Annotated in this window: 21 protein-coding genes; 13 read left to right on the top strand and 8 right to left on the bottom strand. The window is 56.7% G+C overall.

Going from position 1 to position 22570, the window contains the following annotated elements; translation table 11 throughout:
- Nucleotides 1-38: 38 nt before the first annotated feature.
- From ABD735_RS13455 to proX, 4 genes are all read left to right on the top strand, one after another.
- The gene (locus ABD735_RS13455; RefSeq protein ID WP_344807246.1) at nucleotides 39-1097 is read left to right on the top strand and encodes an NAD(P)-dependent alcohol dehydrogenase; all 1059 of its coding nucleotides are present in this window, start codon (nucleotides 39-41) and stop codon (nucleotides 1095-1097) included.
- A 231-nt stretch (nucleotides 1098-1328) separates the two neighbouring features.
- Complete coding sequence (gene proV, locus ABD735_RS13460; protein ID WP_344807248.1) at nucleotides 1329-2519, top strand: glycine betaine/L-proline ABC transporter ATP-binding protein ProV; 1191 nt, start codon at nucleotides 1329-1331, stop codon at nucleotides 2517-2519.
- A 2-nt stretch (nucleotides 2520-2521) separates the two neighbouring features.
- Nucleotides 2522-3655: a glycine betaine/L-proline ABC transporter permease ProW gene (gene proW, locus ABD735_RS13465; protein ID WP_344807250.1), complete on the top strand. Its 1134-nt coding sequence runs from the start codon at nucleotides 2522-2524 to the stop codon at nucleotides 3653-3655.
- Nucleotides 3656-3689: 34 nt separating this feature from the next.
- Complete coding sequence (gene proX, locus ABD735_RS13470) at nucleotides 3690-4679, top strand: glycine betaine/L-proline ABC transporter substrate-binding protein ProX (protein WP_344807252.1); 990 nt, start codon at nucleotides 3690-3692, stop codon at nucleotides 4677-4679.
- A 57-nt stretch (nucleotides 4680-4736) separates the two neighbouring features.
- Here proX and msrA read toward each other — a convergent pair whose 3' ends face one another.
- Nucleotides 4737-5918 (bottom strand): peptide-methionine (S)-S-oxide reductase MsrA, encoded by a 1182-nt coding sequence (msrA, locus tag ABD735_RS13475; protein ID WP_425548612.1) that lies wholly within the window; start codon nucleotides 5916-5918, stop codon nucleotides 4737-4739.
- Between the two features lie 213 nt (nucleotides 5919-6131).
- On the opposite strand from msrA, the gene ABD735_RS13480 reads away from it, so the two are divergent.
- Nucleotides 6132-6587: a YaiI/YqxD family protein gene (locus ABD735_RS13480; RefSeq protein WP_344807254.1), complete on the top strand. Its 456-nt coding sequence runs from the start codon at nucleotides 6132-6134 to the stop codon at nucleotides 6585-6587.
- The gene (gene ybaK / locus ABD735_RS13485; RefSeq protein ID WP_344807256.1) at nucleotides 6584-7054 is read left to right on the top strand and encodes a Cys-tRNA(Pro) deacylase; all 471 of its coding nucleotides are present in this window, start codon (nucleotides 6584-6586) and stop codon (nucleotides 7052-7054) included. Before ABD735_RS13480 ends, ybaK begins: the two co-directional genes overlap by 4 nt.
- A gap of 8 nt (nucleotides 7055-7062) precedes the next feature.
- Here ybaK and ABD735_RS13490 read toward each other — a convergent pair whose 3' ends face one another.
- Nucleotides 7063-8064, bottom strand: coding sequence for a zinc-dependent alcohol dehydrogenase family protein (locus ABD735_RS13490; protein ID WP_344807258.1), 1002 nt, complete (start codon nucleotides 8062-8064; stop codon nucleotides 7063-7065).
- A 251-nt stretch (nucleotides 8065-8315) separates the two neighbouring features.
- On the opposite strand from ABD735_RS13490, the gene cynS reads away from it, so the two are divergent.
- The 3 genes from cynS to ABD735_RS13505 all read left to right on the top strand — a co-directional run bounded on the left by cynS (nucleotide 8316) and on the right by ABD735_RS13505 (nucleotide 10066).
- Nucleotides 8316-8756: a cyanase gene (cynS, locus tag ABD735_RS13495; protein ID WP_344807260.1), complete on the top strand. Its 441-nt coding sequence runs from the start codon at nucleotides 8316-8318 to the stop codon at nucleotides 8754-8756.
- Nucleotides 8757-8873: 117 nt separating this feature from the next.
- Nucleotides 8874-9341 carry a GFA family protein gene (locus ABD735_RS13500; RefSeq protein WP_344807262.1) on the top strand — a complete coding sequence of 156 codons (468 nt, stop codon included), beginning with the start codon at nucleotides 8874-8876 and terminating at the stop codon, nucleotides 9339-9341.
- Between the two features lie 35 nt (nucleotides 9342-9376).
- A complete protein-coding gene (locus ABD735_RS13505; RefSeq protein WP_344807264.1) occupies nucleotides 9377-10066 on the top strand; it encodes an SDR family oxidoreductase in 690 nt (229 codons plus the stop codon).
- A 4-nt stretch (nucleotides 10067-10070) separates the two neighbouring features.
- On the opposite strand, the gene ABD735_RS13510 is transcribed toward ABD735_RS13505, so the two are convergent.
- Entirely contained in the window at nucleotides 10071-11594 is a 1524-nt protein-coding gene (locus tag ABD735_RS13510) for an ATP-dependent DNA helicase (protein ID WP_344807266.1), read from the bottom strand.
- Between the two features lie 104 nt (nucleotides 11595-11698).
- A complete protein-coding gene (locus ABD735_RS13515; RefSeq protein ID WP_344807268.1) occupies nucleotides 11699-13246 on the bottom strand; it encodes a ShlB/FhaC/HecB family hemolysin secretion/activation protein in 1548 nt (515 codons plus the stop codon).
- A 119-nt stretch (nucleotides 13247-13365) separates the two neighbouring features.
- Between ABD735_RS13515 and ABD735_RS13520 the strand changes: the two genes are divergently transcribed.
- From ABD735_RS13520 to ABD735_RS13535, 4 genes are all read left to right on the top strand, one after another.
- Nucleotides 13366-14418, top strand: a complete 1053-nt coding sequence (locus ABD735_RS13520; RefSeq protein WP_344807270.1) for a FecR family protein — start codon at nucleotides 13366-13368, stop codon at nucleotides 14416-14418.
- Nucleotides 14419-14484: 66 nt separating this feature from the next.
- Complete coding sequence (locus tag ABD735_RS13525; RefSeq protein ID WP_344807272.1) at nucleotides 14485-15753, top strand: FecR domain-containing protein; 1269 nt, start codon at nucleotides 14485-14487, stop codon at nucleotides 15751-15753.
- Between the two features lie 24 nt (nucleotides 15754-15777).
- The gene (locus tag ABD735_RS13530) at nucleotides 15778-18528 is read left to right on the top strand and encodes an EAL domain-containing protein (protein ID WP_344807274.1); all 2751 of its coding nucleotides are present in this window, start codon (nucleotides 15778-15780) and stop codon (nucleotides 18526-18528) included.
- Nucleotides 18529-18616: 88 nt separating this feature from the next.
- Entirely contained in the window at nucleotides 18617-19147 is a 531-nt protein-coding gene (locus tag ABD735_RS13535) for a DUF4174 domain-containing protein (protein ID WP_344807276.1), read from the top strand.
- Here the strand turns inward: ABD735_RS13535 and phnP are convergent, their stop codons facing one another.
- Genes phnP through phnL form a run of 4 tightly spaced genes read right to left on the bottom strand, consistent with a single transcriptional unit; the run spans nucleotide 19148 to nucleotide 22552 of the window.
- A complete protein-coding gene (gene phnP / locus ABD735_RS13540; RefSeq protein WP_344807278.1) occupies nucleotides 19148-19942 on the bottom strand; it encodes a phosphonate metabolism protein PhnP in 795 nt (264 codons plus the stop codon). It abuts the gene before it with no gap.
- Complete coding sequence (gene phnN, locus ABD735_RS13545; protein ID WP_344807280.1) at nucleotides 19939-20607, bottom strand: ribose 1,5-bisphosphokinase; 669 nt, start codon at nucleotides 20605-20607, stop codon at nucleotides 19939-19941. Before phnN ends, phnP begins: the two co-directional genes overlap by 4 nt.
- Nucleotides 20607-21809, bottom strand: coding sequence for an alpha-D-ribose 1-methylphosphonate 5-triphosphate diphosphatase (locus tag ABD735_RS13550; RefSeq protein ID WP_344807282.1), 1203 nt, complete (start codon nucleotides 21807-21809; stop codon nucleotides 20607-20609). The genes phnN and ABD735_RS13550 overlap by 1 nt, the downstream gene beginning before the upstream one ends.
- Nucleotides 21806-22552, bottom strand: coding sequence for a phosphonate C-P lyase system protein PhnL (gene phnL / locus ABD735_RS13555; RefSeq protein ID WP_344807284.1), 747 nt, complete (start codon nucleotides 22550-22552; stop codon nucleotides 21806-21808). The genes ABD735_RS13550 and phnL overlap by 4 nt, the downstream gene beginning before the upstream one ends.
- Nucleotides 22553-22570 lie beyond the last annotated feature (18 nt).

A 22570-nucleotide genomic window follows, 5' to 3' on the forward strand; every position in this document is an offset into this window, starting at 1 on the left:
GCAGAAGCTGATACCCACAGTTAAGAGGTTTAGATCAGATGACTCATTCCAAAGCCTACGCAGCCCAGGCCGCAGACAAGCCACTTGCACCGCTTGATATCGAGCGCCGTGAATTACGACCGGATGATGTGGCCATCGAAATCGACTACTGCGGCGTGTGTCACAGTGACATCCACACGGTCGAAAATGACTGGGGTGGTAGCCTGTATCCAGTCGTGCCTGGTCATGAAATCATTGGTCGTGTCCAGGCGGTCGGCGTAGACGTGCGCAAGTATCAGGTTGGCCAGGTCGTCGGCGTTGGTTGCATGGTTGATTCATGCAGAAGCTGCAGCGCCTGTGAAACCGGGCTCGAACAGTACTGTCTCAAAGGCATGACAGGCACTTACAACGGGCGAGACCGTCATGATAAGTCGGTGACCCTGGGAGGCTATTCGGAGAAGATCGTCGTCAGCGAGCGCTTTGTCGTGAACATCCCGGAAAAACTTGACGCGGCTTCCGCTGCCCCGCTCCTGTGCGCTGGCATTACGACCTATTCACCGCTCATGCACTACGGCGTGAAAGCCGGAGATCGTGTTGGTGTGATCGGCATGGGCGGTCTCGGCCATATGGGGGTCAAGTTTGCCAAAGCCCTGGGTGCTGAAGTCACGATCTTCACCCGCTCTGAGAGCAAGATGGAAGAAGCCAGAAGCCAGGGCGCCGACCATGTCATTATTTCGACTGACCCCGCGCAGATGAAGGCCGCGAGAGAAACCTTCGATGTCCTGCTCGACACCATCCCCGTGCCGCACGATATGAATCCATATCTGAATTGCCTGAAGTATGACGGCAAGCATATTGTGGTGGGTCTGCTGACTGCTGTTGAGCCGCCACTGCAGGCGGGCATGCTGGTAATGAAGCGCCGAGTGCTGGCAGGATCCTTGATCGGTGGCATGCCGGAAACGCAGGAAATGCTCGATTTCTGTGCAGAGCATGACATCACCTGCGACGTTGAAATGCTTGATATCCAGAATATCAACGAAGCTTATGATCGTATGAAAAAGGGCGACGTGAAGTACCGTTTCGTCATCGATATGAAGACGCTCAAAGACAGCGCTTGAAGGCCTTCTGGGCAGCTTCCTGCTGCGGAACCCCATCGGCGCGTCTGTGCCGATGGCTTGACTCCTCCCCTGCAAACCCTATAAGTTTGATCTAGATTAACTTCCATTAACGTACACACAAGTTCATCTCTGCTCAATAAACGCGCCTGCCAATCTTTAGCCTCGGCAGTGTGTTTTCGTTCCAGCAGTACACTGATGCCGCGCTGTCAGTAACGGAGACATATCGAATCAATGACACCTAAAGTCGTGGTAAAAAATGTCTTCAAGGTCTTCGGAGAAGACCCCGAAGAGGCCATGTCCCTTGTTCGCAAGGGCGTCGACAAAGCCGAAATATTCAAGACCACTGGTCAGACCATCGGTGTGATGGACGCCTCGTTCGAAATCTACGAGGGCGAGATCTTCGTCATCATGGGGCTGTCCGGTTCCGGCAAGTCCACCATGGTTCGCTTGCTCAACCGCCTCATCGAGCCGACCACTGGCGAGATCTGGGTAGGTGATCAGGACATTGCGAAACTTTCGCGCAAGGCGCTCAACCAGCTTCGTCGTAACAAGATGAGCATGGTGTTCCAGTCCTTTGCCCTCATGCCTCATCTCAATGTGATCGACAACGCAGCCTTCGGCCTCGAGCTGTCGGGCATGGCGCGCGGTGAACGTCATCAACGGGCGCAGGCAGCGCTTGCGCAGGTTGGACTCGAGGCCTATACGAACAGCTATCCTGATGAACTCTCGGGCGGTATGCAGCAACGGGTGGGGCTCGCCCGGGCGCTAGCCAACGATCCTGAAATCATGCTGATGGATGAAGCCTTTTCTGCGCTCGACCCACTGATCCGAACCGAAATGCAGGATGAGCTGGTCAAGTTGCAGAAGGACTCGAGACGAACCGTCGTGTTCATCTCGCATGATCTTGACGAAGCCATGCGCATCGGCGACCGCATCGCGATCATGGAAGGCGGGCGGGTAGTTCAGGTCGGTACGCCTGATGAAATCCTCAAGAATCCCGCTGATGATTACGTTAAATCATTCTTTCGCGGTGTCGACATCTTTACCGTGTTCACTGCGAAAGACGTGGCCCGAAAGCGCCAGGTCACGGTTGTGGAGCGAGAGGGTGCTGGCATTCCCGCCGTGCTCGAACAGCTCAGTGAATGGGAGCGCGACTTTGCCTATGTGCTCAGCCGCGATCAGAAGTTTCACGGGGTCGTCTCGGTCGACTCGCTAGCGCGGGCCAAGAAGGCAGGGGGCAATATCGCGAGTGCATTTCTGCCGGATATCGAACCCATCGCGGCCGATACGCCGCTCACACAGATCATCGGTAATGTAGCCGCTGCCCCTTGTGGCGTGCCGGTCATTGATGAAAAAGGGTGCTATCAGGGCGTGATATCAAGAGCCGTTCTGCTGCAGGCGCTGGACAGAGAGGGCGAATAGATATGGCTGAAGATGCCAATAATGCAGCCGCAGACCCGTGGGCGCAAGCTGAGAGCAGCGCGGTCGAGGTGGCTGATCCGAATGAAGTGGCGGCAGATACAGCTGCGAATCCCTGGGGCAGCACTGAGGTGCAACCAGGCAAGGGCGGAGAGTCTACTCAAAGCTGGCTGGATGCCGCGGAAGAGGTTGAAGTCGTCTCCAATACCTGGGCAGAGCCCTTTCGGACAGAGTGGTTCGATATCCAGTCTGGCGTGGACGTCGCTATCAGCTGGGTCGTGGAAAACTTTCGCGTCTTTTTCCAGCTCATCAAGCAACCTGTCGAAGCTGCCCTCAATGTGTTCGATGCTGCGCTATTAAACATATCCCCATTGCTCATGATCGTATTTTTCGGATTGGTTGCCTGGCAGCTCTCAGGTATTCGCCTGGGCATCGTCACGATCGCAGGCATGCTGATCATGGGTGCGATTGGTGCGTGGAACGAGGCAATGACCACCTTATCGTTAGTTATTACATCGGTACTGTTCTGCATGGTCATAGGCATACCCACGGGGATCGCCATGGCCAAGAGTGACCGTATTGCCGGTGTAGTGAGACCGGTACTCGACACCATGCAGACCACGCCAGCGTTCGTCTATCTAGTGCCCATCGTCATGCTGTTCGGCATCGGTAATGTGCCGGGAGTTATCGTCACTATCATATTCGCCGTCGCGCCAGTCATCAGACTCACCAACCTTGGTATACGACAGGTGCCAGCCGATCTCATCGAAGCCTCACGATCTTTCGGCGCGAGTTCGTCTCAGCTGCTGTTCAAGGTGCAGCTGCCACTGGCTACGCCGACGATCATGGCGGGCGTGAATCAGACCCTTATGCTGGCACTGTCCATGGTGGTCATTGCGTCCATGATAGCGGTGCCCGGATTGGGCCTGATGGTTCTGCGAGGTATTGGACGACTGGATATCGGGCTGGCGACAGTCGGCGGTATCGGTATCGTCATACTGGCCATCATTCTCGATCGCATGACACAGGCGCTCGGTAGAGACTCACGGGAAAGAGGAACGCGCCACTGGTATGAGTCCGGTCCCGTCGGACTGCTGTATGCCATGGTGCCTCGAAACAGGGAAGCTTCAGACAGATAGGCTCGACCCCATTTCAAACTACAGGATAACTGTTATGAACCTGAAAACGACAATTGCCGGCATCGTGCTGGCTGGCGGCGTGGCATTCTCCGCGCAGGCCGAGGAGATGCCAGGAAAGGGTGTTTCCGTACAGGCGATTCAAAGCCCCATTGCCGAAGAAACCTTTCAGACCATGCTGCTGAATCAGGCGCTCAAGGATCTCGGTTACGAGGTCAAGCCAATTCAGGAAGTCGATTACAGCGCCGGGTATACCTCTGTAGCCAATGGTGATGCCACCTATATGGCCGTTAACTGGTACCCCTTGCATGAGACCATGTACAAGAACGCGGGTGGCGACGACAAGTTCTATCGCAAAGGCAAGTACATCGATGGTGCCGCTCAGGGCTATCTGATCGACAAGAAGACGGCCGAGAAGCATGGCATCACCAATATTGGTCAGTTCACCGATCCAAAGATCGCCAAGATCTTCGATACCGACGGTGACGGAAAGGCGGATCTGACCGGTTGTCAGGCTGGCTGGGGCTGTGAAGGTGTGATCGAACATCAGCTTGACGCCTTCAAGCTGCGTGATTCGGTAGAGCACAGGCAGGGCGCGTATGCGGCCATCATTTCCGACACCATACAGCGTTACAAGGATGGTGATCCGATCTTCTACTACACCTGGACGCCATACTGGGTCTCGGGCATTCTCGTGCCAGGCAAGGACGTCGTGTGGCTGGAAGTGCCCTTCTCATCGAATCCAAATGATGCCGACACTGAAATGCCGAGCGGCAAGAACTATGGTTTTGAAATCAACAGCGAGCGAGTCGTTGCCAACAAGCAGTGGGCGAAAGACAATCCAGCTGCCGCCAAGCTGTTCGAAATTGCCAAGCTGTCGGTCAACGACGTCAGTGCGCAAAACATGAAAGTTCGTGATGGCGAAGATTCGCAGGAACAGATCATGAGCCACACCAAGGCCTGGATCAAAGCGAACAAGGACACTTATGACGGCTGGCTGAAGGAAGCCAGAGACGCCGCTGAGTAAACAATGAAAAAGCCCCGGCAGTGCAACACTGTCGGGGCTCAATCAGTCTTCGAGGCTTCAGCTTTTCGGGGGCTTTACCTGATCGACATACTCACCATAGCCGGCAGCCGCCATATCCTCTTTGGGAATGAAGCGCATGGCTGCAGAATTCATGCAATAGCGCAGTCCGGTCGAGTCTTTGGGGCCGTCAGAAAATACGTGGCCGAGGTGTGAGTCGGCAATCGCGCTACGGATTTCGGTCCGCTTTCCAAACAGGGAAAAATCACTGTCTTCCACGACTGCATCTGGCTTGATTGGCTTCGTAAAGCTGGGCCAGCCCGTCCCGGAGTCATACTTGTCATTGGACAGATACAGCGGCTCCCCTGAAACGATATCGACGTAGATGCCCGCGCGTTTTTCGTCATTGTATGGGTTGTCGAAAGGTCTTTCGGTGGCATCTTCCTGTGTCACCGAGTACTGCAGTGGCGTCAGCCTGGCTTTAAGTTCCGCCTTGTCCGGCTTCACGAAGCTTTGCAGGTCGGGCTGTTCAGTCTGGCCGTTTGACTGGGTCATCTTCTTGTCCTCATTCTGGTCCGGGCGATACTCGGCGTAGTCCAGTTCGCGATCTTCACCCCAGATCTTGTCGATGAACTGATAGCGCCCTGAGTTGAAGGTATAGAACTTATACCGCACGGGATTCGTCTTGTAGTAGTCCTGGTGGTAGTCCTCGGCCACATAGAAATGTTCGAATGGCACGATCTCTATGGCGACAGGATCTTCATAACGCCCCGATTCGTTCAGAGCCTTTTTCGCGGTTTCGGCAGCTTCACGCTGCGCATCGTCAGCATAGAATATGGCGGGTCGATATTGTTTGCCGCGATCGACAAACTGACCTTCCGTATCGGTTGGATCCATCATCCGCCACAGAGCCTGCAACAAGCCATCATAAGTGATCTGCTGAGGGTCGTAATAGACCTGTACGGCTTCAGTGTGTCCGGTTTGTCCCGACGCCACTTGCTGGTAGGTGGGATTGGTCTCTTCTCCACCGCTATAGCCCGAGACGACCTCGACTACGCCAGGCACTTCTTCGAAGCCTGCTTCGACACACCAGAAGCAACCGCCTGCGAAGGTAGCCACTGACAGACCAGGGTCCTTTGGTGCATATTGATTATCGCTTGCGTCGCTATCCATGGCGTTCAGCTTCACGCCGACAAAAGCCAGAACCAATAGAACTGCTGCGAATACGCTAAATCGCTTCATAACTCTGTCCTCTCGAGCCAGTGAGGGCATACTCACGATGGCTGATATTTCTGCCAACCTTCATGATAAAGGCAGAGGGGCGTGAAATGATGTGGATGACTGCCTTTTAATGCGGAAGTGGCTGTCTTTTAATATTCAGGATAATGATGGACAGCAGTATCAGCTGCCTTATCTAGATACGTCGTACATGAAGAAACGAGTTGGAGCACACACATGAATATCTGGGTCGACGGCGATGCCTGCCCCGTCGTGATCAAGGAAATACTCTTTCGTGCGGCGGAACGCACAAGCACTGTCGTGACTTTTGTGGCGAATCAGACCCTGAACCTGCCGAAGTCGAAATATCTCAGAATGCTGCAGGTGAGTGCCGGCTTCGACGTGGCCGATAACGAGATCGTCCGGCGGGTAGAGCCCGGCGATCTGGTGGTGACCAGTGACATTCCACTGACCGCAGAGATCGTGGAAAAGGGCGCTATCGGCCTGAATCCTCGCGGTGAACGCTACACGGCAGAGAACATCAAGGCGACGCTGAACATGCGTGACTTCATGGATACCATGCGCAGTAGCGGGGTCGATACTGGCAGCACTGCCGCCTTCAGTCAGGCTGATCGCCAGCGCTTCGCCAACAGCCTGGATTCATGGCTCGCGAAACGTGAGGGCGTCAGATGACACCAGCCATTCTCCTTGCCCGAAAGGCGAAGATTCCTCATACGATCCACGAATATCAACATGATGCGGAGGCCGAGTCGTACGGCGGCGAAGCGGCTGAAAAATTGGGGCAGTCGCCTGAGCGTGTCTTCAAGACCCTGGTCGTGCAACTCGACGCTGCTCTGGCCGTAGCCATCCTGCCGGTCAACAGAATGCTCAGTCTCAAGCAGATGGCGAAAGCGGCGGGTTCCAAAAAAGCCGCCATGGCGGACAAGGTGCTCGCGCAGCGCAGCACCGGCTATGTGCTTGGAGGCGTGAGCCCCCTGGGGCAGAAAAAACGATTATTGACAGTCCTCGACGATAGTTCGAAACAGTTTTCCACCATATTCGTCAGCGCGGGCAGGCGAGGACTCGAAATCGAGTTGGCGGCCGCTGATCTTCAGGCGCTGACGCAGGCGAGGCTGGCCTCGATCAGCGCTGAGGATTAGTGTCCTGCTCAGTCATGTTCCAGCACGATCTTGCCAATATAATCGCCACTGACAAAGAGCGAGTGCGCCTCATTCGCCTGGTCAAAGCTGAAGCGCTTGCTGTGAACCAGGGGTTTGACCTTGCCGGCATCTACCAGGGCGCTGAGTTCTCTCAGTATATCACCGTGGTGGGCACGGCCCTCGCCAGTCAGCAGCGGCAGCGCCATGAACACAAGGTGCAGGCTCAGTGCCTTTGAGTGCATTGGCGACAGGTCGTGCGTATTTCGGCCAATGGTCCCAGCCAATCGACCCTTGATGGCAGCCGCTTCAAACGAACGGTCCAGATTGTCTCCGCCGATCGTGTCGAACACGACAGAAAATCCGCGCCCCTCTGTCAGCCGCTGCACGTAAGCCTCTACTTGCTCCAGGGTATAGTCGATTACTTCGTCGGCACCAAGGCGCTTGGCAATGTCAGCCTTCTCCTTGCTGGACACCGTAGTAGCGACCCGACAGCCGCGGCTGGCCGCCAGCTGTACACCAAGATGGCCGACGCCGCCGGTGCCCCCATGTACGAGCACGGTATCGTCTGCGGTTACGGCAGCCTGATCGATCAGCGCTTCCCAGGCAGTTATGGCGACGAGCGGTAGCGCGGCGGCTTCGCCGAAGTCGAGCGACTTTGGCTTTAGGGCGATCAGATCGGCGTCTGCCAGCATGACATCAGCCAGTGCACCGTCGAGACTGCCAGCAGACCCCTTGAGGCCGCCGGCGCAGCCATACACTTCGTCGCCAGGCTTGAAGTTGCCTACGCCATCACCGACTGCGGTGACAATGCCGCTGACATCAATATGGAGAATGCCTGGCAGATCCGGGCCAACCGGCACCGCACCAGTAAGAATCTTGTGATCAATCGGATTCAGGCTCGTGGCCTTCACTTCGATGAGGACATGCCCGGGAGTCAGCTCAGGCTTGTCTACCTCGGTCCGTCTGAAACGTGCCTGATCGGAATATTCGTCCACCACCCATGCCTTCATGATCCTTGCTCCTTCATTGTTGTCCGGAATGATGGGTACGCGGTACGAGGGCGCCTGGGTTGAGATCGGAATATGATCGAAAAGGGGGCGTTCGCCTGGATGCCTCTGCACCTGTCTGGTGCGTGTTAACCGGCTTGCATCGAGGTCGATAGGTGTAGAAATAAGTACTACTTATAAAACAACGCTTTAAGAGATTCGCGTGTTTGGCACACTTATCGCAAAACCCAGGGCAACTTCAACGGAGCATGCACATGAAAAAAGTCGAACTGACGGAAGCCATCATCAACGCCAAGAAAGAAAAGGGCCTGAGCTGGGAAGCCATCGCAGACGCTGCGGGCAAGTCAGTGGTCTGGACCACTTCAGCCTGCCTGGGCATGAACAGTTTCCCTGAAGATACCGCTCATGCAGTGCTGGAGTTCCTGGACCTGCCAGCTGATCTGGTCGCAGACATGACAGCCTGTCCTCACAAGGCCTGGGAAAAGGCCGTACCGCAGGACCCACTCGTGTACCGCATCTACGAAATCGTCGGTGTGTACGGCGATACGCTCAAGGAAATCATCCACGAAAAGTTCGGCGATGGCATCATGAGCGCCATCGACTTTCATATGGATGTGCAGAAGGAAGAAAATCCGAAGGGTGATCGTGTCGTGATCACGATGAACGGCAAGTTCCTGAAATACTCGGTCTGGTAGACCCGGACATAGCTCTGGGCTTGGCACGATCGTCATTTTCATTCGCATCCAAATGCCCCGGCGGCCATCTTCGCGCGTACCTTATGTCGGTACCATGCGAAGCCCCCGGGAGCCTCAATGCCAATACAGCCTGTTCAGCCAACAGCAAAGCCACTGACGGGCGGCTGCCTCTGCGGTGGCATCCGCTATGAAGTCGATGTAATCAATGGCCGTATCGGCCATTGTCACTGTACGATGTGTCGCCGCTTCCACGGCGCGGCCTACGCCACCTTCGGCGAAGCCAGCGCCAATTCGTTCAGGTGGACCGCTGGTGAGTCTCTCCTGCAGGCTTTCAAGGCGGAAAACGGGACTGTAAGGCAATTCTGCCGCCAGTGCGGCTCCAGTCTGACGTTCACCTCCGCCAGTAATCCCGCTGGGATTGTGGAATTTGCAGCGGCCACACTGGACAACGAGAGCCTCGGCAGCCGTTGCGATGAACTTGTACCGGACGCGCATATCTTCGTAGCTGATAAGGCGCCCTGGGTGAACATCGATGATGGCCTGCCGCAGTACCGGGCTGGGCGACCCTCCGAGCGGCTTCGCTGAACACCACCACCGTCCATTTCACCTTGGAGAATTCAATGAGCGACAAAGTCATTCTCATCACCGGCGCATCCTCTGGCATAGGTGCAGCCACTGCACGCGCCGCCGCAAAGGCAGGGTACCGCGTGGCACTCGCGGCGCGCTCTGAAGACAAACTGAAATCCCTTCAGCATGAGCTCGGCGGTGAAAAACGTGCCATTGCGCTGACCTGCGATGTGCAGGATATGAACGCGCAACAGCAGATGATTGCGCAGACACTCGAGCACTTTGGACAGCTGGATGTTGTGTTTGCTAACGCTGGAAGGGGTGGCTCTTCAGGCGGATTCAGTGAAGCGGATCACGACAGCTGGCGGGATATGATTCTGACGAATGTCTACGGCGTAGGCTTGACCGTGCAGGCGGCGCTGCCGGCATTGAAGAAGTCGAAGGGGCATATGGTGCTGACGGGATCCGTCGCAGGACGTCTCACCATACCTGGGTCCATGTATAGCGCCACCAAATGGGCGGTGTCTGCCATAGGCTATGGTCTCAAGGAAGAGGTTCGCGGCACCGGCGTCAGGGTGACGCTCATCGAGCCCGGTATGGTCGACACAGCCTTTTTCGACGAAAAGCCCGATAATGCGCTGGCACCGGAAGATATCGCCGAAGCCGTCATGTATGCGATTTCTCAGCCGGCTCACGTCGACGTAAACGAAATCATGGTGCGGCCGACACCAAAAATCGAATAGGCAGCTAGTGCAGCTGCACGTTCGAGTCGCCCTCCAGCCAGGCGCGAGTCTGATCTGGGTCATTATCCTGCTCAGGCTCGACACTGATGCCGGCAGCCTTGTAGAACTGCAACACTTTCTGATCGACCCGAACATCGGACATGGCAATTGGCCTGACCAGTCTGATGCCATCGAGTGTCCGGCATCTTGAGAGCGCGACATAAGTCTGGCCTTCACAGAAAGCGCCACTGCCCAGATCAACCGTCACCTCATCCAGCGACATCCCCTGAGACTTGTGAATGGTAATCGCCCAGCCAAGATTTAGCGGGAACTGCCTGAAACTGCCGATGATTGTTCGTTCGATACGCATCGTTTCGTAATCATAGGTGTAACGATAACGATTCCAGCTCTCGCGACTGACGAGAACGACATTGTCGGTTCTGTCCTTTTTCACCCGAATCGAGTCGGCTTCAAACCCGACGACTTCGCCGGTATCACCGTTGATGTATTCAGGCAATTTGTTTTTCAGGAAGATGACCTTGGCACCAACCTTGAGTTCGAGCACGGGCGGAACGGCGAGGTTCCATTTATCTAGTGGAATATGGCCCGTCACACTGGCTTCGAAGCGCTGCGGCTCATTCTCGAGGGCGTTGAGCTGGCGCAGGTTGATCGCTGTAGCCACCGCATTGGTAGGCACCAGTGTCAAAGCCGATGATGCAGACGGCTTGTCCTCTTCCTGAAGTTTGTCTCGGTAGCAGTGGCGATTCAGCAGGGCGACCGAGTCTCGGTGCTCATGATTGAGCCGGATATGATCGAGTGCCTGAATGAAACGCAGATCACTCTGCCGACGAACGCGCTTGAGGACGACTGGCAACAGGCCAGCCTGCAGCGCTTCGGCGGAGAAGAAATACTGTGTGCGATAGCGGTGGGAAAAATAGACGGCCTCTTCTCTGGTCGATACCACCGGCGGCAGTTGCAGCAGATCACCGACGAAGAGCACACTGACGCCACCGAAAGGCGCTTCGTTGCGACGCGCGCTCTGCAGTATCCGGTCCATTGCATCGACCACGTTCGGCAGCACCATCGACACTTCATCAATGATGAGATACTTCAGCTTCGAGAGCACAGCCTTGCGCTCTGAACGTTGAACATATTCCCTGTCAGGGTCGATGGGCTCAGCCGGCAGACTGAACAAGCTGTGGATGGTGGCTCCGCCAATATTCACGGCTGCGATGGCGGTGGGCGCCAGCACTGCGCAGTCGGAGAGCTCCCGCACCAGCCAGCGCACGAGTGTCGACTTGCCCGTACCAGCCTTGCCAGTCAGAAAGAGGGCGGGGACGCCCTGGCGCATAGCCTCGGCAACAAACTCATATTCAGGCAGAATGTCGATATCGCCCAAGGGCTCATCACCATGTGAATAGCGTTTGGCTGCCGCCCTGCCTTTTTCCGGAATAATGCTGTTCTGCACGCTGGCGACGTCTATCCGTTCCAGTGCATTGCTGCCCAGCCTGGCCTTGGCCAGCTTGGCCATATCGTCCCAGATGCTCATTCCAGAGCCTCGTCAAATCGTCTGTCGCTTATCCGCTGTTTCATCCGGCAAGCATACCGGACTGCCGCAGAGATTGGCGGAATATTGCGCAGATTTATGCGGGCTTAGAAGTAGTAGGTGATCCGGCCAGTGGCGCGTGTATCCATACCTTTGTATTCGGAACGCTGGGTGAGCGGTTTGCCGAACTCCAGGAAGGCGGAGAAATCGTCGGACAGGAGTCGGAGGCCTGCGCCTGCGCCTGCAGCTGACTCGCTCGTATCCCTTATGTTTTCTCGTGCGGAGGCAATGCCGTAGTAGACGTAGGGCACCAGACGACCAACATGAGCCAGCTCGGTGTCAATACCGCGCCGTACTTCAATCCTGGTGCCGATGCCCGAGTCACCACTGAATTCACCCGCCTCATAGGCATGAAAGAAAGTGCCGCCGCCCATGGAGAATCGCTGTGAATACGGCAACTCCTGGGGCGAGAACTGACCTGAAACATCAAGCTTCAAAGAAAAGCCGGCCGGCAGACTCTGCCATATCGTGTAGTCGATATTCACTAACTGGAATGACAGGTCCAGGGTTTCGTCGGAGAAAATGTCCCTGCGACGTGCCCCGAACTCATCCAGGCCGAGCCGCAAGTTGACGTCGGTCCGGAATGCCAATGCCGCAGTCCCTGATATGGATCGCATACCAACATCCACCAATCTCAACTGCTCGTCCAGCGACACCAGACCAAACTCTTCTCGTTCGTAATCACGCATCGACAGAGCAAGGTAGAGATCGATTTCCTTTTCGCGAGTAGTGCGAAAATCGTGCACATACTGCAGGCGGCTCCAGTGCCGACGATAGCGCGTACCCTTTCTGGCGAATTCGTATTGAGGCACGGCACGTGCCTTGCTGAAGTCGAACTGAAACCGGCCAGTATCAGAAACAGGCACGGTGGTACCCGCTCCAAAGTTACCGTACCCATCCGTTTCAATCGTGTGCAGCGCCGTGAAATAAAGCTCACTCAGTTGTGGCAAAGGATTGGCCACCACCAGGGTAGCACCCGCCATATGCCGCCCGAGCGACTGACTGCCTTCAGCGGTGTAGATCAGCTCTCCGCTCACTTTCGGGCGAGGGGCGACGTCAAGTCGATATCCTGACGGGCTGTCGGGCAGGGGCGTCAATCTGGTGTCCAGCTGGATATCCAGGGTGGCTTGCGCATCGGCGCGGAAGCTGTCGATATCATGTGCTGATACTGGCTGCAACGATTGCAGGGCCTGAATCTGCCGCTGAATGTAAGACGTCTGTGAAGGACTCAAACCTGCGGTGCCAACTTCGACGACCCTGGGTTCGATGACCCGCAGGGTAATAATGTTCGAGGTGGAACCAGTCTGCTCGTCGGCCTGCATGACCACGGCGGGCTGCAGAAAGCCCGCCCCGGTATAAAAGGATCTCACGCGTCTCTGCAGAGCCTGCTCTTCGGCAGACGTTCTCGGTCGTCCAAGACTCTCGGCGTAAGCGGGCAGAAGCTCTTCACTGGAAAAGGCGGTGACATCACCAAGGATAACCGCTGCTATGACCGCAGACGGCTGTTCCAATTCTGCTGCAGCGGCCGCAGATGCGGATCCTACGGCAGCCATGGTCAGCAGCAAAGGGACACAATAAGAAACGAATATCTTCATGAGTGGTTCAGGTCGGTGGTTTATCCTTGCCCACAGACTAGCCATACCCGCAGCGAATCGCTGTAATGAATTGTTGTAGAAAGGAAAGCCGAAGTTTCAATCTTAATCTGGTATATCAAATGAGTTGTTCGAGCCTGGTCAGGATAGGTGTTCATGTGGCGCTGAAGAGCATCGCGGGCCTTTGCCTGTGGGGCATCTCCGTCCTGACCATAGCGGAAACTCTTGACGTGATAGCAGTCGAGAATCGCGTGGAATTCCGAGGCAACGCTTCTGTCAGCTGGACGGCTCTTGATAAGGGCAGTGAGCTTGAACTACCAGTGGAAGTCAGGACCACCGGTGATGCCAGCGTTGTACTCAAGCAGGCAGGGTCGACATTTACCTTGAAGCCCGACACGCGCCTGAGTTTTTCTGGCGCCAGTACAGGCGGTGATGGTCTCATCAGTCGCATCAAGCAATGGATTGGAACCGCATTTTATAAGATCGAGCGACAGCCCGACACGCTCAGCGTGGAAACACCCTTTCTCGTCTCGACCATCAAGGGTACCGAGTTTGTTATCGTCACGACCGAGCAGGAAAGTTTCGTCACACTGACTGAAGGCTCGCTGCAGGTGCTGGACCTGGCGACCGGAAAAAGGATGATGATTCTCCCGGGCGAAGTCACCGGATCTTCCAATGGGGGCAGCAGTGCCCGAACTTACCAGCCGAAGAACACCACCGAAGCTGCATCCAGGCTCGCTAAACCAGAGGCCGGTGGTCTTCGGGTCCCACCTGGTGATGGGCCGCCAGTGCTTCCGCGCGCTGGTGCAGGGCGCTCTGGTGAACAAGGCCTTGGACTTGGCAGCCGGGGGAAGGGCTTTGAAAATGCCTTGCAGGCCATTGACGCTGTCCGAATTGAACAACGAGCTACGGCGGAACAACGCAGCGATGGCCGAGGCGGACGCCCTTCAGACACCGGCCGTCCCAATGAACCAGGCGTTGGAAGCCGACCTGACAACACAGGCAGTGGTGGCGGGCAGAGGCCGGGTGATGGCGGTCGACCAAGTCCTCGGCCTGGGCCGCCCCCGGGCACTGGGGGGAACGATATGCCGGGTTCAGGGCAAGGTCCTGGAGCTGGCGGCGGCGATGACAATGAGAGGGATGATGACGACGGGGATGACGATGGGGACGACTAAGTGATTAAAGGTACCGTAATGAGCTCCCCGGGCGTTCACGCCAAGATTTTGGAATCCGGAAAACGGATGGCGGATTCTGTTCGCCCTACTCGTTCTTTTCCAGCCTTTTACAGTCGCTGGCTTGCCTGCCTGAGCCTGGCCTGTATGAGCATGCTCGCATCTGCCGAAGCGCTGTTTGTAGAGCGCGCCGGCGCGAATGTGGAGTATCGCCAGAGTGCAGGTGATCCCTGGGCCACACTCACTGCCGGTAGCAGTCTCATTCTGCCAGTTGAAGTGAGAACACTCGACGGGTCAGAGGCTGTCATCAGTCAGGCTGGTTCAACGTTTTCGCTCAAGTCGAATACGCGGCTGAGCTTCACAGGTCGCAGAGCCGAACAAGATGGCCTCGTAGCGCGTGTCAAACAGTGGATCGGCACCGCGTTCTACAAGATAGAGCGGCAGCCGGATGAGTTCAGCGTCGAAACGCCTTTTCTCGTGTCGACCGTCAAGGGTACGCAGTTTGTCATCGTATCGACCGAAGCCGATTCATTTGTGACACTGACCGAAGGGTCGTTACAGGTGCTTGATCTCGAAACCGGACGATCGCAGATGATCATGCCCGGAGAAATAGCAGGCTCCTCTGCCGGTCAGGCGGCCGCGAGGACCTACAATCAGCAGAGTTCCCAGGCAGCCGCCTCAGCGACAACCCGCAGCACGCCTGTAATTTCTGCCAGTCCGAACGCACAGGCGGAGGCCAGCCAACCACCTGTGGAGCCATCAGCTGAAGCGTCAGGTCAGGCGAAGGCGCCGGGCCTGACGTCGGCGCCAGGACTACAATCCGCGCCAGCTCGAGGAGCCGATCGAGGGCAGGCTACAGATCGTGGCAGAGGCTTTGCAGCGGCGCTGGAAGCCATTGATGAAGTACGCGCTGAACAGATTCAGACAAGGGACACGCGTAGCCAGCGTCCGTTGAGCAATGAGGACATCAGAGCAGCCCAGGCCAGAGCCGCGAAGGGCGACAACGGAGCGGGTCGGCCCGGGCGTGACGACAATGGCCCTGGCCGCGGCGGTGACAAGCCTGGTCGTGATGACAAGGGCCCCGGCCGTGATGACGGTCGCCCAGGAAATGGACCCGGGAATGGGAATGGCGACGGCAAAGGCCGCCCTGGCAGTAACGACATTACCCGTCCAGGCGGGCGTCCAGATAAGCCACCCCGTGCAGACCTGCCAGGGAGTAACCGTCCCATCCCGACTGCTCCGGGTCGGAGAGGCGATCGGGAAAACGACCGCGATGACGGTCGCGATGGTCGCCGTGGTGACAGAGACGATGACGACGACCGGGACGATGATGATTGATCGTCCGGTATCGCTGGGCCGAGTGTGACAGCTCCGGAGGCGTTTGCGGCCTCCAGCCGTCCGGTCAAAGCCTATATTGCGGCTGTGCTGGTTGGCTTTGTGGTTCTGCTGCTCTGGTTTGCAGGTATATTCGAGCGCGCTGAATACAATCTCCGTGACCGTTACGTTGCTGCGCTCGTACAAGCGGTGCCGAGCGAATTCGTCATCGTCGAGATAGATGCCTCCAGCATTGGCGTTATTGGTCGGTGGCCATGGTCGCGTGAACTCTATGCCCAGGCAGCGGATGTTCTTGGGCGAGCTGGTGTTCGCTCACTCAGCATCGACGTCGATCTCAGCGCCCGTGCCAGGAAAGAAGATGACGAGGCTCTGGCTATAGCCTTGCGGCGGCTGTCTCAAAAAGCGGATATACGCCTGCCAACCTTTCTTCAACACAGTTCGCTGACGACTCAGAACCTCGTGCTTCGCTCGCCACTGCCCGATTTCGCCGACAGCGTCGACAGCGTCTCAGTGAATATGCAGCCCGAGAGCGACGGCCTGGTGCGCTTTCTCACGATGGGATTCAGGTGGGAGGGGCGCCTCTATCCCAGTGCCTGGAATGTCATGGCCGGTAATCTGACCCAGGCTACATGGATCGATTTCAGCATAGCGCCAGAGTCATTTACCTACGTCAGCTTTGCCGACCTGATCGACGAAAAGATCGATCCAGCCCTGCTCAGCGGACGCGACATCATTATCGGGTCTACAGCCATCGAGCTTGGCGATAATCTGGCAGTACCGGTGTATCAGGTACTGCCGGGCGTTGTCATTCAGGCACTGGGCGCTGAAACACTCAAGCGTGGCGGTCTGTACAAGCTGGGTGACACGATGAATCTCCTGCTGATGTTGTTGTCCTGGCTCATGGCAGCGCTTGTGCTGCTGCGGCTGAGCTGGCAACGCAGTCTGCAGTTATTGCTTGCTGTAGGCCTCTTCTTCATCGGCGGCGCCATCCTGAGCTACAAATACGCAGCGCTGATGATTGACGTCGTCACGCCGCTGCTCATGTGGGTCAGCGTCTTCGTCGGTATCAATCTGGCCCGCCTTGATGCCGAGAGTGTCGAACGGCTCTGGTTACAGATCAGCCTACGTGACAATCAGAAACTGCTGGATCTCATTGTCGGTACTGCCAATGACAGCATCATCTGCGTCAACGCCGAGGGTATCATTACCCGTGTGAATCCTGCCGCACAGAAGTTGTGTGGCTCCGACGAGCGCTCGTTACTGGGCACATCGATCTTTCACAGTCTGCCGGCAATGACCCGCAATATTGCCATGCTGCCGCCCCGGCCTTTCGACACACTCCTGGTGCAGGCTCACTCGGTCTCCATTCCGGTCCAGGCTACAGTGAGCCGGGTGGACCTGTCGGCCGAGCCGCTGTTCACACTCCTCCTGCGTGACCTTCGTGAGCGCGTCGCCAGGGAGCAGGTGCTGCAGTATCAGGCGGATCACGACAAATTAACCGGTCTGCTGAACAGGGCTGCCCTGTTCCGCCAGATTGACAGTGACCTGGAAAACCAGCCGTCTGGCTTCCTGATTGCGGTGGATATCGACTACTTCAGGGAGGTGAACGACACCTACGGGCATGTTGTTGGCGATAGACTCCTCTATGCCGTTGGCGAGCGCCTGGTAGGGCATTTTGCCAGCATCGGTATTGCCGCAAGGGTGGGTGGAAATGATTTCGCGATCTGGTGTGCCGGTGCAGATTACGCCCAGGGCGGGCAGGCATTCTGCCGATCCCTGCTTGAAACGCTCGAGGGCAGGTTTGAGCTGGATACGAGCCACGGCATCGAACTGAATATCTCGGTCACGCTGGGGATATCGGAAAATAAATGCTCCAGGGAAGACGCTGAAAGTCTGCTGAGAAAAGCTGGCGATGCCCTCTTGATGGCCAGACGTGCCGGCCATGCCATGCGATGTTACAGCGAGGCGGACCAACAGGCTGCCAGCCGCCGCCTTGAACTCGTGCCTGCTATTCGAACCGCCATTCGTCAGAGCGATCTGACACTGATGTATCAACCGAAGGTAGACCTGCACACGCTCGAAATTTACGGCACCGAGGCCTTGTTGAGGTGGCCGCGGCGAAATGGCGCAGTGGTTCCGGTCGACGTGCTGATCGAGGTGGCCGAAAACTCGCGTCAGATCGCACCGTTGACGGGGTGGGTGGTCGAGACCATTCTAGGCAACGAGGCGGAGTGGGAGCGTGCAGGTCTGCCGAGGCACATTGCGATCAATCTCTCTGCACGGCTGTTTCAGGAAAAGAACTTCATTGCTGGACTCAAGGATCTTCTGGCCTCCTCCAGCGGCTATTACAAATTCGAGATGGAAATGACGGAAACGGCCCTCGCTGCCAATCCACAGCAGGCACTGGGGCTCATCACTGAACTACTCGATAGCGGGATGTCGCTTGCCATCGATGACTACGGCACCGGCTACTCGTCTCTGGCCTATCTGCGCGATCTGAGAGCGAACGTACTGAAGATCGATAAGTCCTTCATCACCAATATCGACCAGCGCGAAGAGAGTCAGGTCATCGTCCAGTCCACCATCAGGATGGCTCACGATCTGGGTCTGAAAGTAGTGGCTGAGGGGATTGAGACCATGGCTGACCAGAATTTCCTGTGCAAGGCTGGCTGCGACATCGGGCAGGGTTATCTTTATGCCAAGCCACTGACACAGGCCGATCTTGAAGTATGGTGTGAACAATGGCAGCAGCATGACAGGAAGGTTCGCCGCGGCTGAAAACTGGATAATAGGCGTTGCAAGCCCTGCCAGTAGAGGTAGAGTAGGGCAAGGGCGTTTATCCAGATTCAGCCATGAGGGCATACCCATGTTGAAGATCAAGTGGTTCAAGTACACCAATCTGAAAGGGCTCATCCTGTCCCTGATACTTGGCGGCGCGATGGCCACCCATGCCTTTGCCGAAGATTCCTCGGTGGAAGCCCTGCTGCAGGATCACGCCGGCGACAAGCGGCCCATCCTCATTTTTGGTGCTGATATCGATGACAAGGCGGTCGCACAGATCAGTGCACTCTGGTCGCAACGGGCCGAACTGGCAGAACGTGACATTCTCATTGTAAGAGTCCAGGCGCGGCAGGTCGTGGTGCAGCGTGCCGGCAGAAACGATGATGGGCGCAGCAGGGACGTCGAGACCTATACCGAACCTGCGCTAGCCAATGCCTTCAGGGAGCGCTTCGATGTGCCGTCCGATGACTTCGCAGTTATTCTCATTGGCAAGGACGGTGAGGTGAAGCGTCGCTCTGACATGGTATTGGACGCATCAGACATATTCAGCCAGATCGATGGCATGCCGATGCGGCAGATTGAAATGAGTCGCAGCGACACCGACAAGTCAGAGTAGTCAGTCGGCATGATGTGACAGATCGAGCTCCAGTCCATCCTCTGCCAGCCGCACGTTCGCCGGCAGCGCAGGATGCTCGATGAAGTAGTTATCGAGCTCGTGCCCGATATGGGTGAGGAAGGCCTGGGGGGGCTGAATGGCTTCGATGATCTTGAGAGCCAGGCCGAGATCATTGTGATTCTGAGGATCGGGTCTCGGCGGGTGGCTGCAATCCAGGGCCATGATGTCTGGCCGGTGGGTTATCAGATAATCATGCGTGTCTGTTGGCAGCCCGAGGGTATCAGTGAGGTAGGCAATCCGCCTGGCCCCATCCACCTTAGTGCTCTGCGCTGGACAGAGGAAGCTGTAGCCGATTGTCGGTTTTGAATGGTTTAAAGGCAGCGCCGTGACCTCGATCGGGCCGATGGATCGCGTCTCGAAAGCTTGCATTGGTGGCTGAAACGCCAGCACTCCGGGGTGCTTGAACAGGTCATCACAGCCTTGAGCATCGTCTGGCCCATAGACGGGAATTTCGCAGTTCTTCCCCCAGCGAAGATGGAACAGACCCATCACATGGTCCATGTGGTAATGCGTCAGCAAGATGGCGTCGATGTCAGCAGGGAGATAACGCTGGCAAAGGTCAGATTGCCCAGCATCGATCAGAACACGAAAGCCGTCGACTTCGAGTACGGCGCTGCAGGCACCTCTCTGGTGACGGCTCTCCTGCCGCGCCCGTTCACAGGCGCGACAATGGCATCCCCAGACTGGAACGGTACGGGCATTGCCAGTGCCGATGAATTTGAACCGACCGCTCATGATCGATCAGACATTGCCGTGGAATGACTGCTGATGAGGTCCAGCAACTGTCGCACCGCCGTATCGATGTCCTGATTATTGTCGATTAGAATGGTGCCAGGGGGAATACTGCCTTTCATTGATGCTGCGCGAGCTACTCGGCGTTCAATGTCAGCAATGGACTCCCTGCCGCGGTCCAGGAGCCTCGCCTTCAGGATCTCTGGCGCTACATCGAGTACCAGCGGTATGAGCCTGTCGCCGTACTGCTTTCTGGCGTCTTCTGCATAAGCACGTGAGCCGTTCACAAGAACATGCGAGCCGCTGGCCAGCCAGTGATCGATCTCCTGACCAATCCCATACCAGTAGCCATTGGCCTCCCAGCTCATGGCAAACGCCCCGAGTGCCTTTCGCGCCTGAAACTCATCAGGGGCCAGCCAGACATGGTTCTCGCCCCTGAGTTCAGGCGGACGGGTGATATATCGGTGGGCAGTCAGGCAAGGCAAACCATTGAGGCGCTCCCTGACGAGCCTGAGCAGACTGTCCTTGCCTGAGCCGGATGCGCCCATGAGGTAGAACAGCCGCGTACTCGAGGCCAGCGTCAGCGCCGAACGATGAATTCTGCCAGCATCGTCTTCTGGCACCTGCGAAATACGGTCACCGCTGCGGCGAAGCTTCTGGTTCTGCATTAGAAGACCCTGGTGCCCCTGGTCCACACCGAGCGGATGAGTGGCTGCGACTGGCGTTCGGTAACGAGCAACAGGTCGGCCCGTTTGCCGATGCTGATCGTGCCCCTGTCAACGAGGCCGGCACTGGCAGCCGGCGCGGCAGTTACCGTGGCAATTGCACGGCAAAGATCGTAAGCATTGGATTCCATTCTGGCCAGCATGAAAACACCATCGAGCAGACTGGAGGGATAATAGTCAGAAGAGAGTATGTCGAGCAGCCCTTCATCCGCAAGTGCAGCGGCGGCGATATTGCCGGAGTGTGAGCCGCCGCGCACGATGTTGGGGGCCCCCATCATGACTTTCAGGCCGAGGTCATTGGAAGCTTGAGCCGCTTCCAGCGTAGTTGGAAACTCTGCGATACTCATGCCGTAGTAGGCCGACTCCGCCACATGTTCAACAGTGGCGTCATCATGGCTGGCCAGCGGAATGGACCGTTCATGGCAGATCTCGGCGATGGCCTTGCGGTAACGATCGCTGAAACGGCGACTCCACTCGATGCGCTCGCTGATGAACTTTTCCATATCAGCGCCCTTGATGCCATGCTTGCCACCGTAATACTCCCGATACTTGTCGATATTCACAAACTGCCGCTGGCCGGGAGAATGGTCCATGATCGACACCAACCGTAGCGCATCTTCATCCACTAGCGAAGAAAACATCTCAAGGGCTTCCGGGTGACTGACTTCACAGCGAAGGTGGAGAAAGTGCTCGGCACGTTGGGTGCCCTGCTTGCGAGCCTCAGCCAGCGCCTTGATCATGATGCTCAGGTATTCAAGACGTGTACTTCCGGCCATGATGTCCCCGACCGAAATGGCATCGAATACGGTAGTGATACCGGAGGCAGCAATTTGCGCATCATGTGTGACGACGGCAGAGCTCGCGGGCCAGATAACGCCTGGACGTGGTGCAAAATACTTCTCGAGATTGTCTGTGTGCAGCTCCACAAGGCCAGGCATGAGCCAGGCGCTTTCGCAGTCAATGGCCCCAGGCAAGCTGACATTGCCACTGTCGATATTCGCTATGAGACCGTTCTTCACCTCAAGGCTGCCGGAAAAACATTCTGTCTCGGTGACGACCATTGCATTGGTCAGTACAAAGCTATTTCCGGCCAGCAAATCCGGAATGGTCTTTTCGGTTCTTTCTGTTGTAAGCACGGCATTCATGCAAGTCTCTCCATGGACTGTAGCGGTCTTTCGTTCTGGCTTTGCTGTGTTGCGGCAACATCCTGTTGCATCGGAATTAGTCGATCTGCCAATCGTTCGCGAATGGCACTGTCGTGGAAAATGCCAACGATGGCGGCGCCGCGTTCCCGCGCCGCTTCGATAAGGCTCATGACAACGGCACAGTTGTCGGCGTCGAGCGAGGCGGTCGGCTCATCGAGGAGTAGCACTGGGTAGTCGACCATGAAGCCTCTCGCAATATTGATGCGTTGCTGCTCGCCACCCGAGAAGGTCGAGGGTGCGAGTTGCCAGAGGCGCTCGGGAATATTGAGCTGACGTAGAAGATCTTCAGCCCGCGGCCTGACTGTCTCTACAGGCATACCCAGCAATCGTGCAGGCTCCATAACCACGTCGAGCGCGGTGACCCGGGGGATGACCCTGAGGAACTGGCTGACATAGCCAATCACCTGGCGACGCAGCGCCAGTACCGCTCGCGGCGATGCAGTAACGAGATCAATGGTGCTGTCGTTCGCTGATATTCTGATGCTGCCCGAGTTCGCCTTATAGTTACCGTAAAGGGTCCTCAGCAGGGTGCTTTTGCCCGCGCCTGAATGTCCGTCCAGCACGACACATTCGCCTGCATGTACTTCGAAATTGATGTCGTGGAGCACATCGATAACCACGGCGCCCTGATTATGCAAGGTGAAGGTCTTGTTCAGCTTATCAACCTGTATTCTGAGCGGCATTCGGGCTCTCCTGTTTTC

It is taken from the genome of Allohahella marinimesophila, assembly GCF_039538005.1.
GTDB lineage: Bacteria > Pseudomonadota > Gammaproteobacteria > Pseudomonadales > Oleiphilaceae > Allohahella > Allohahella marinimesophila.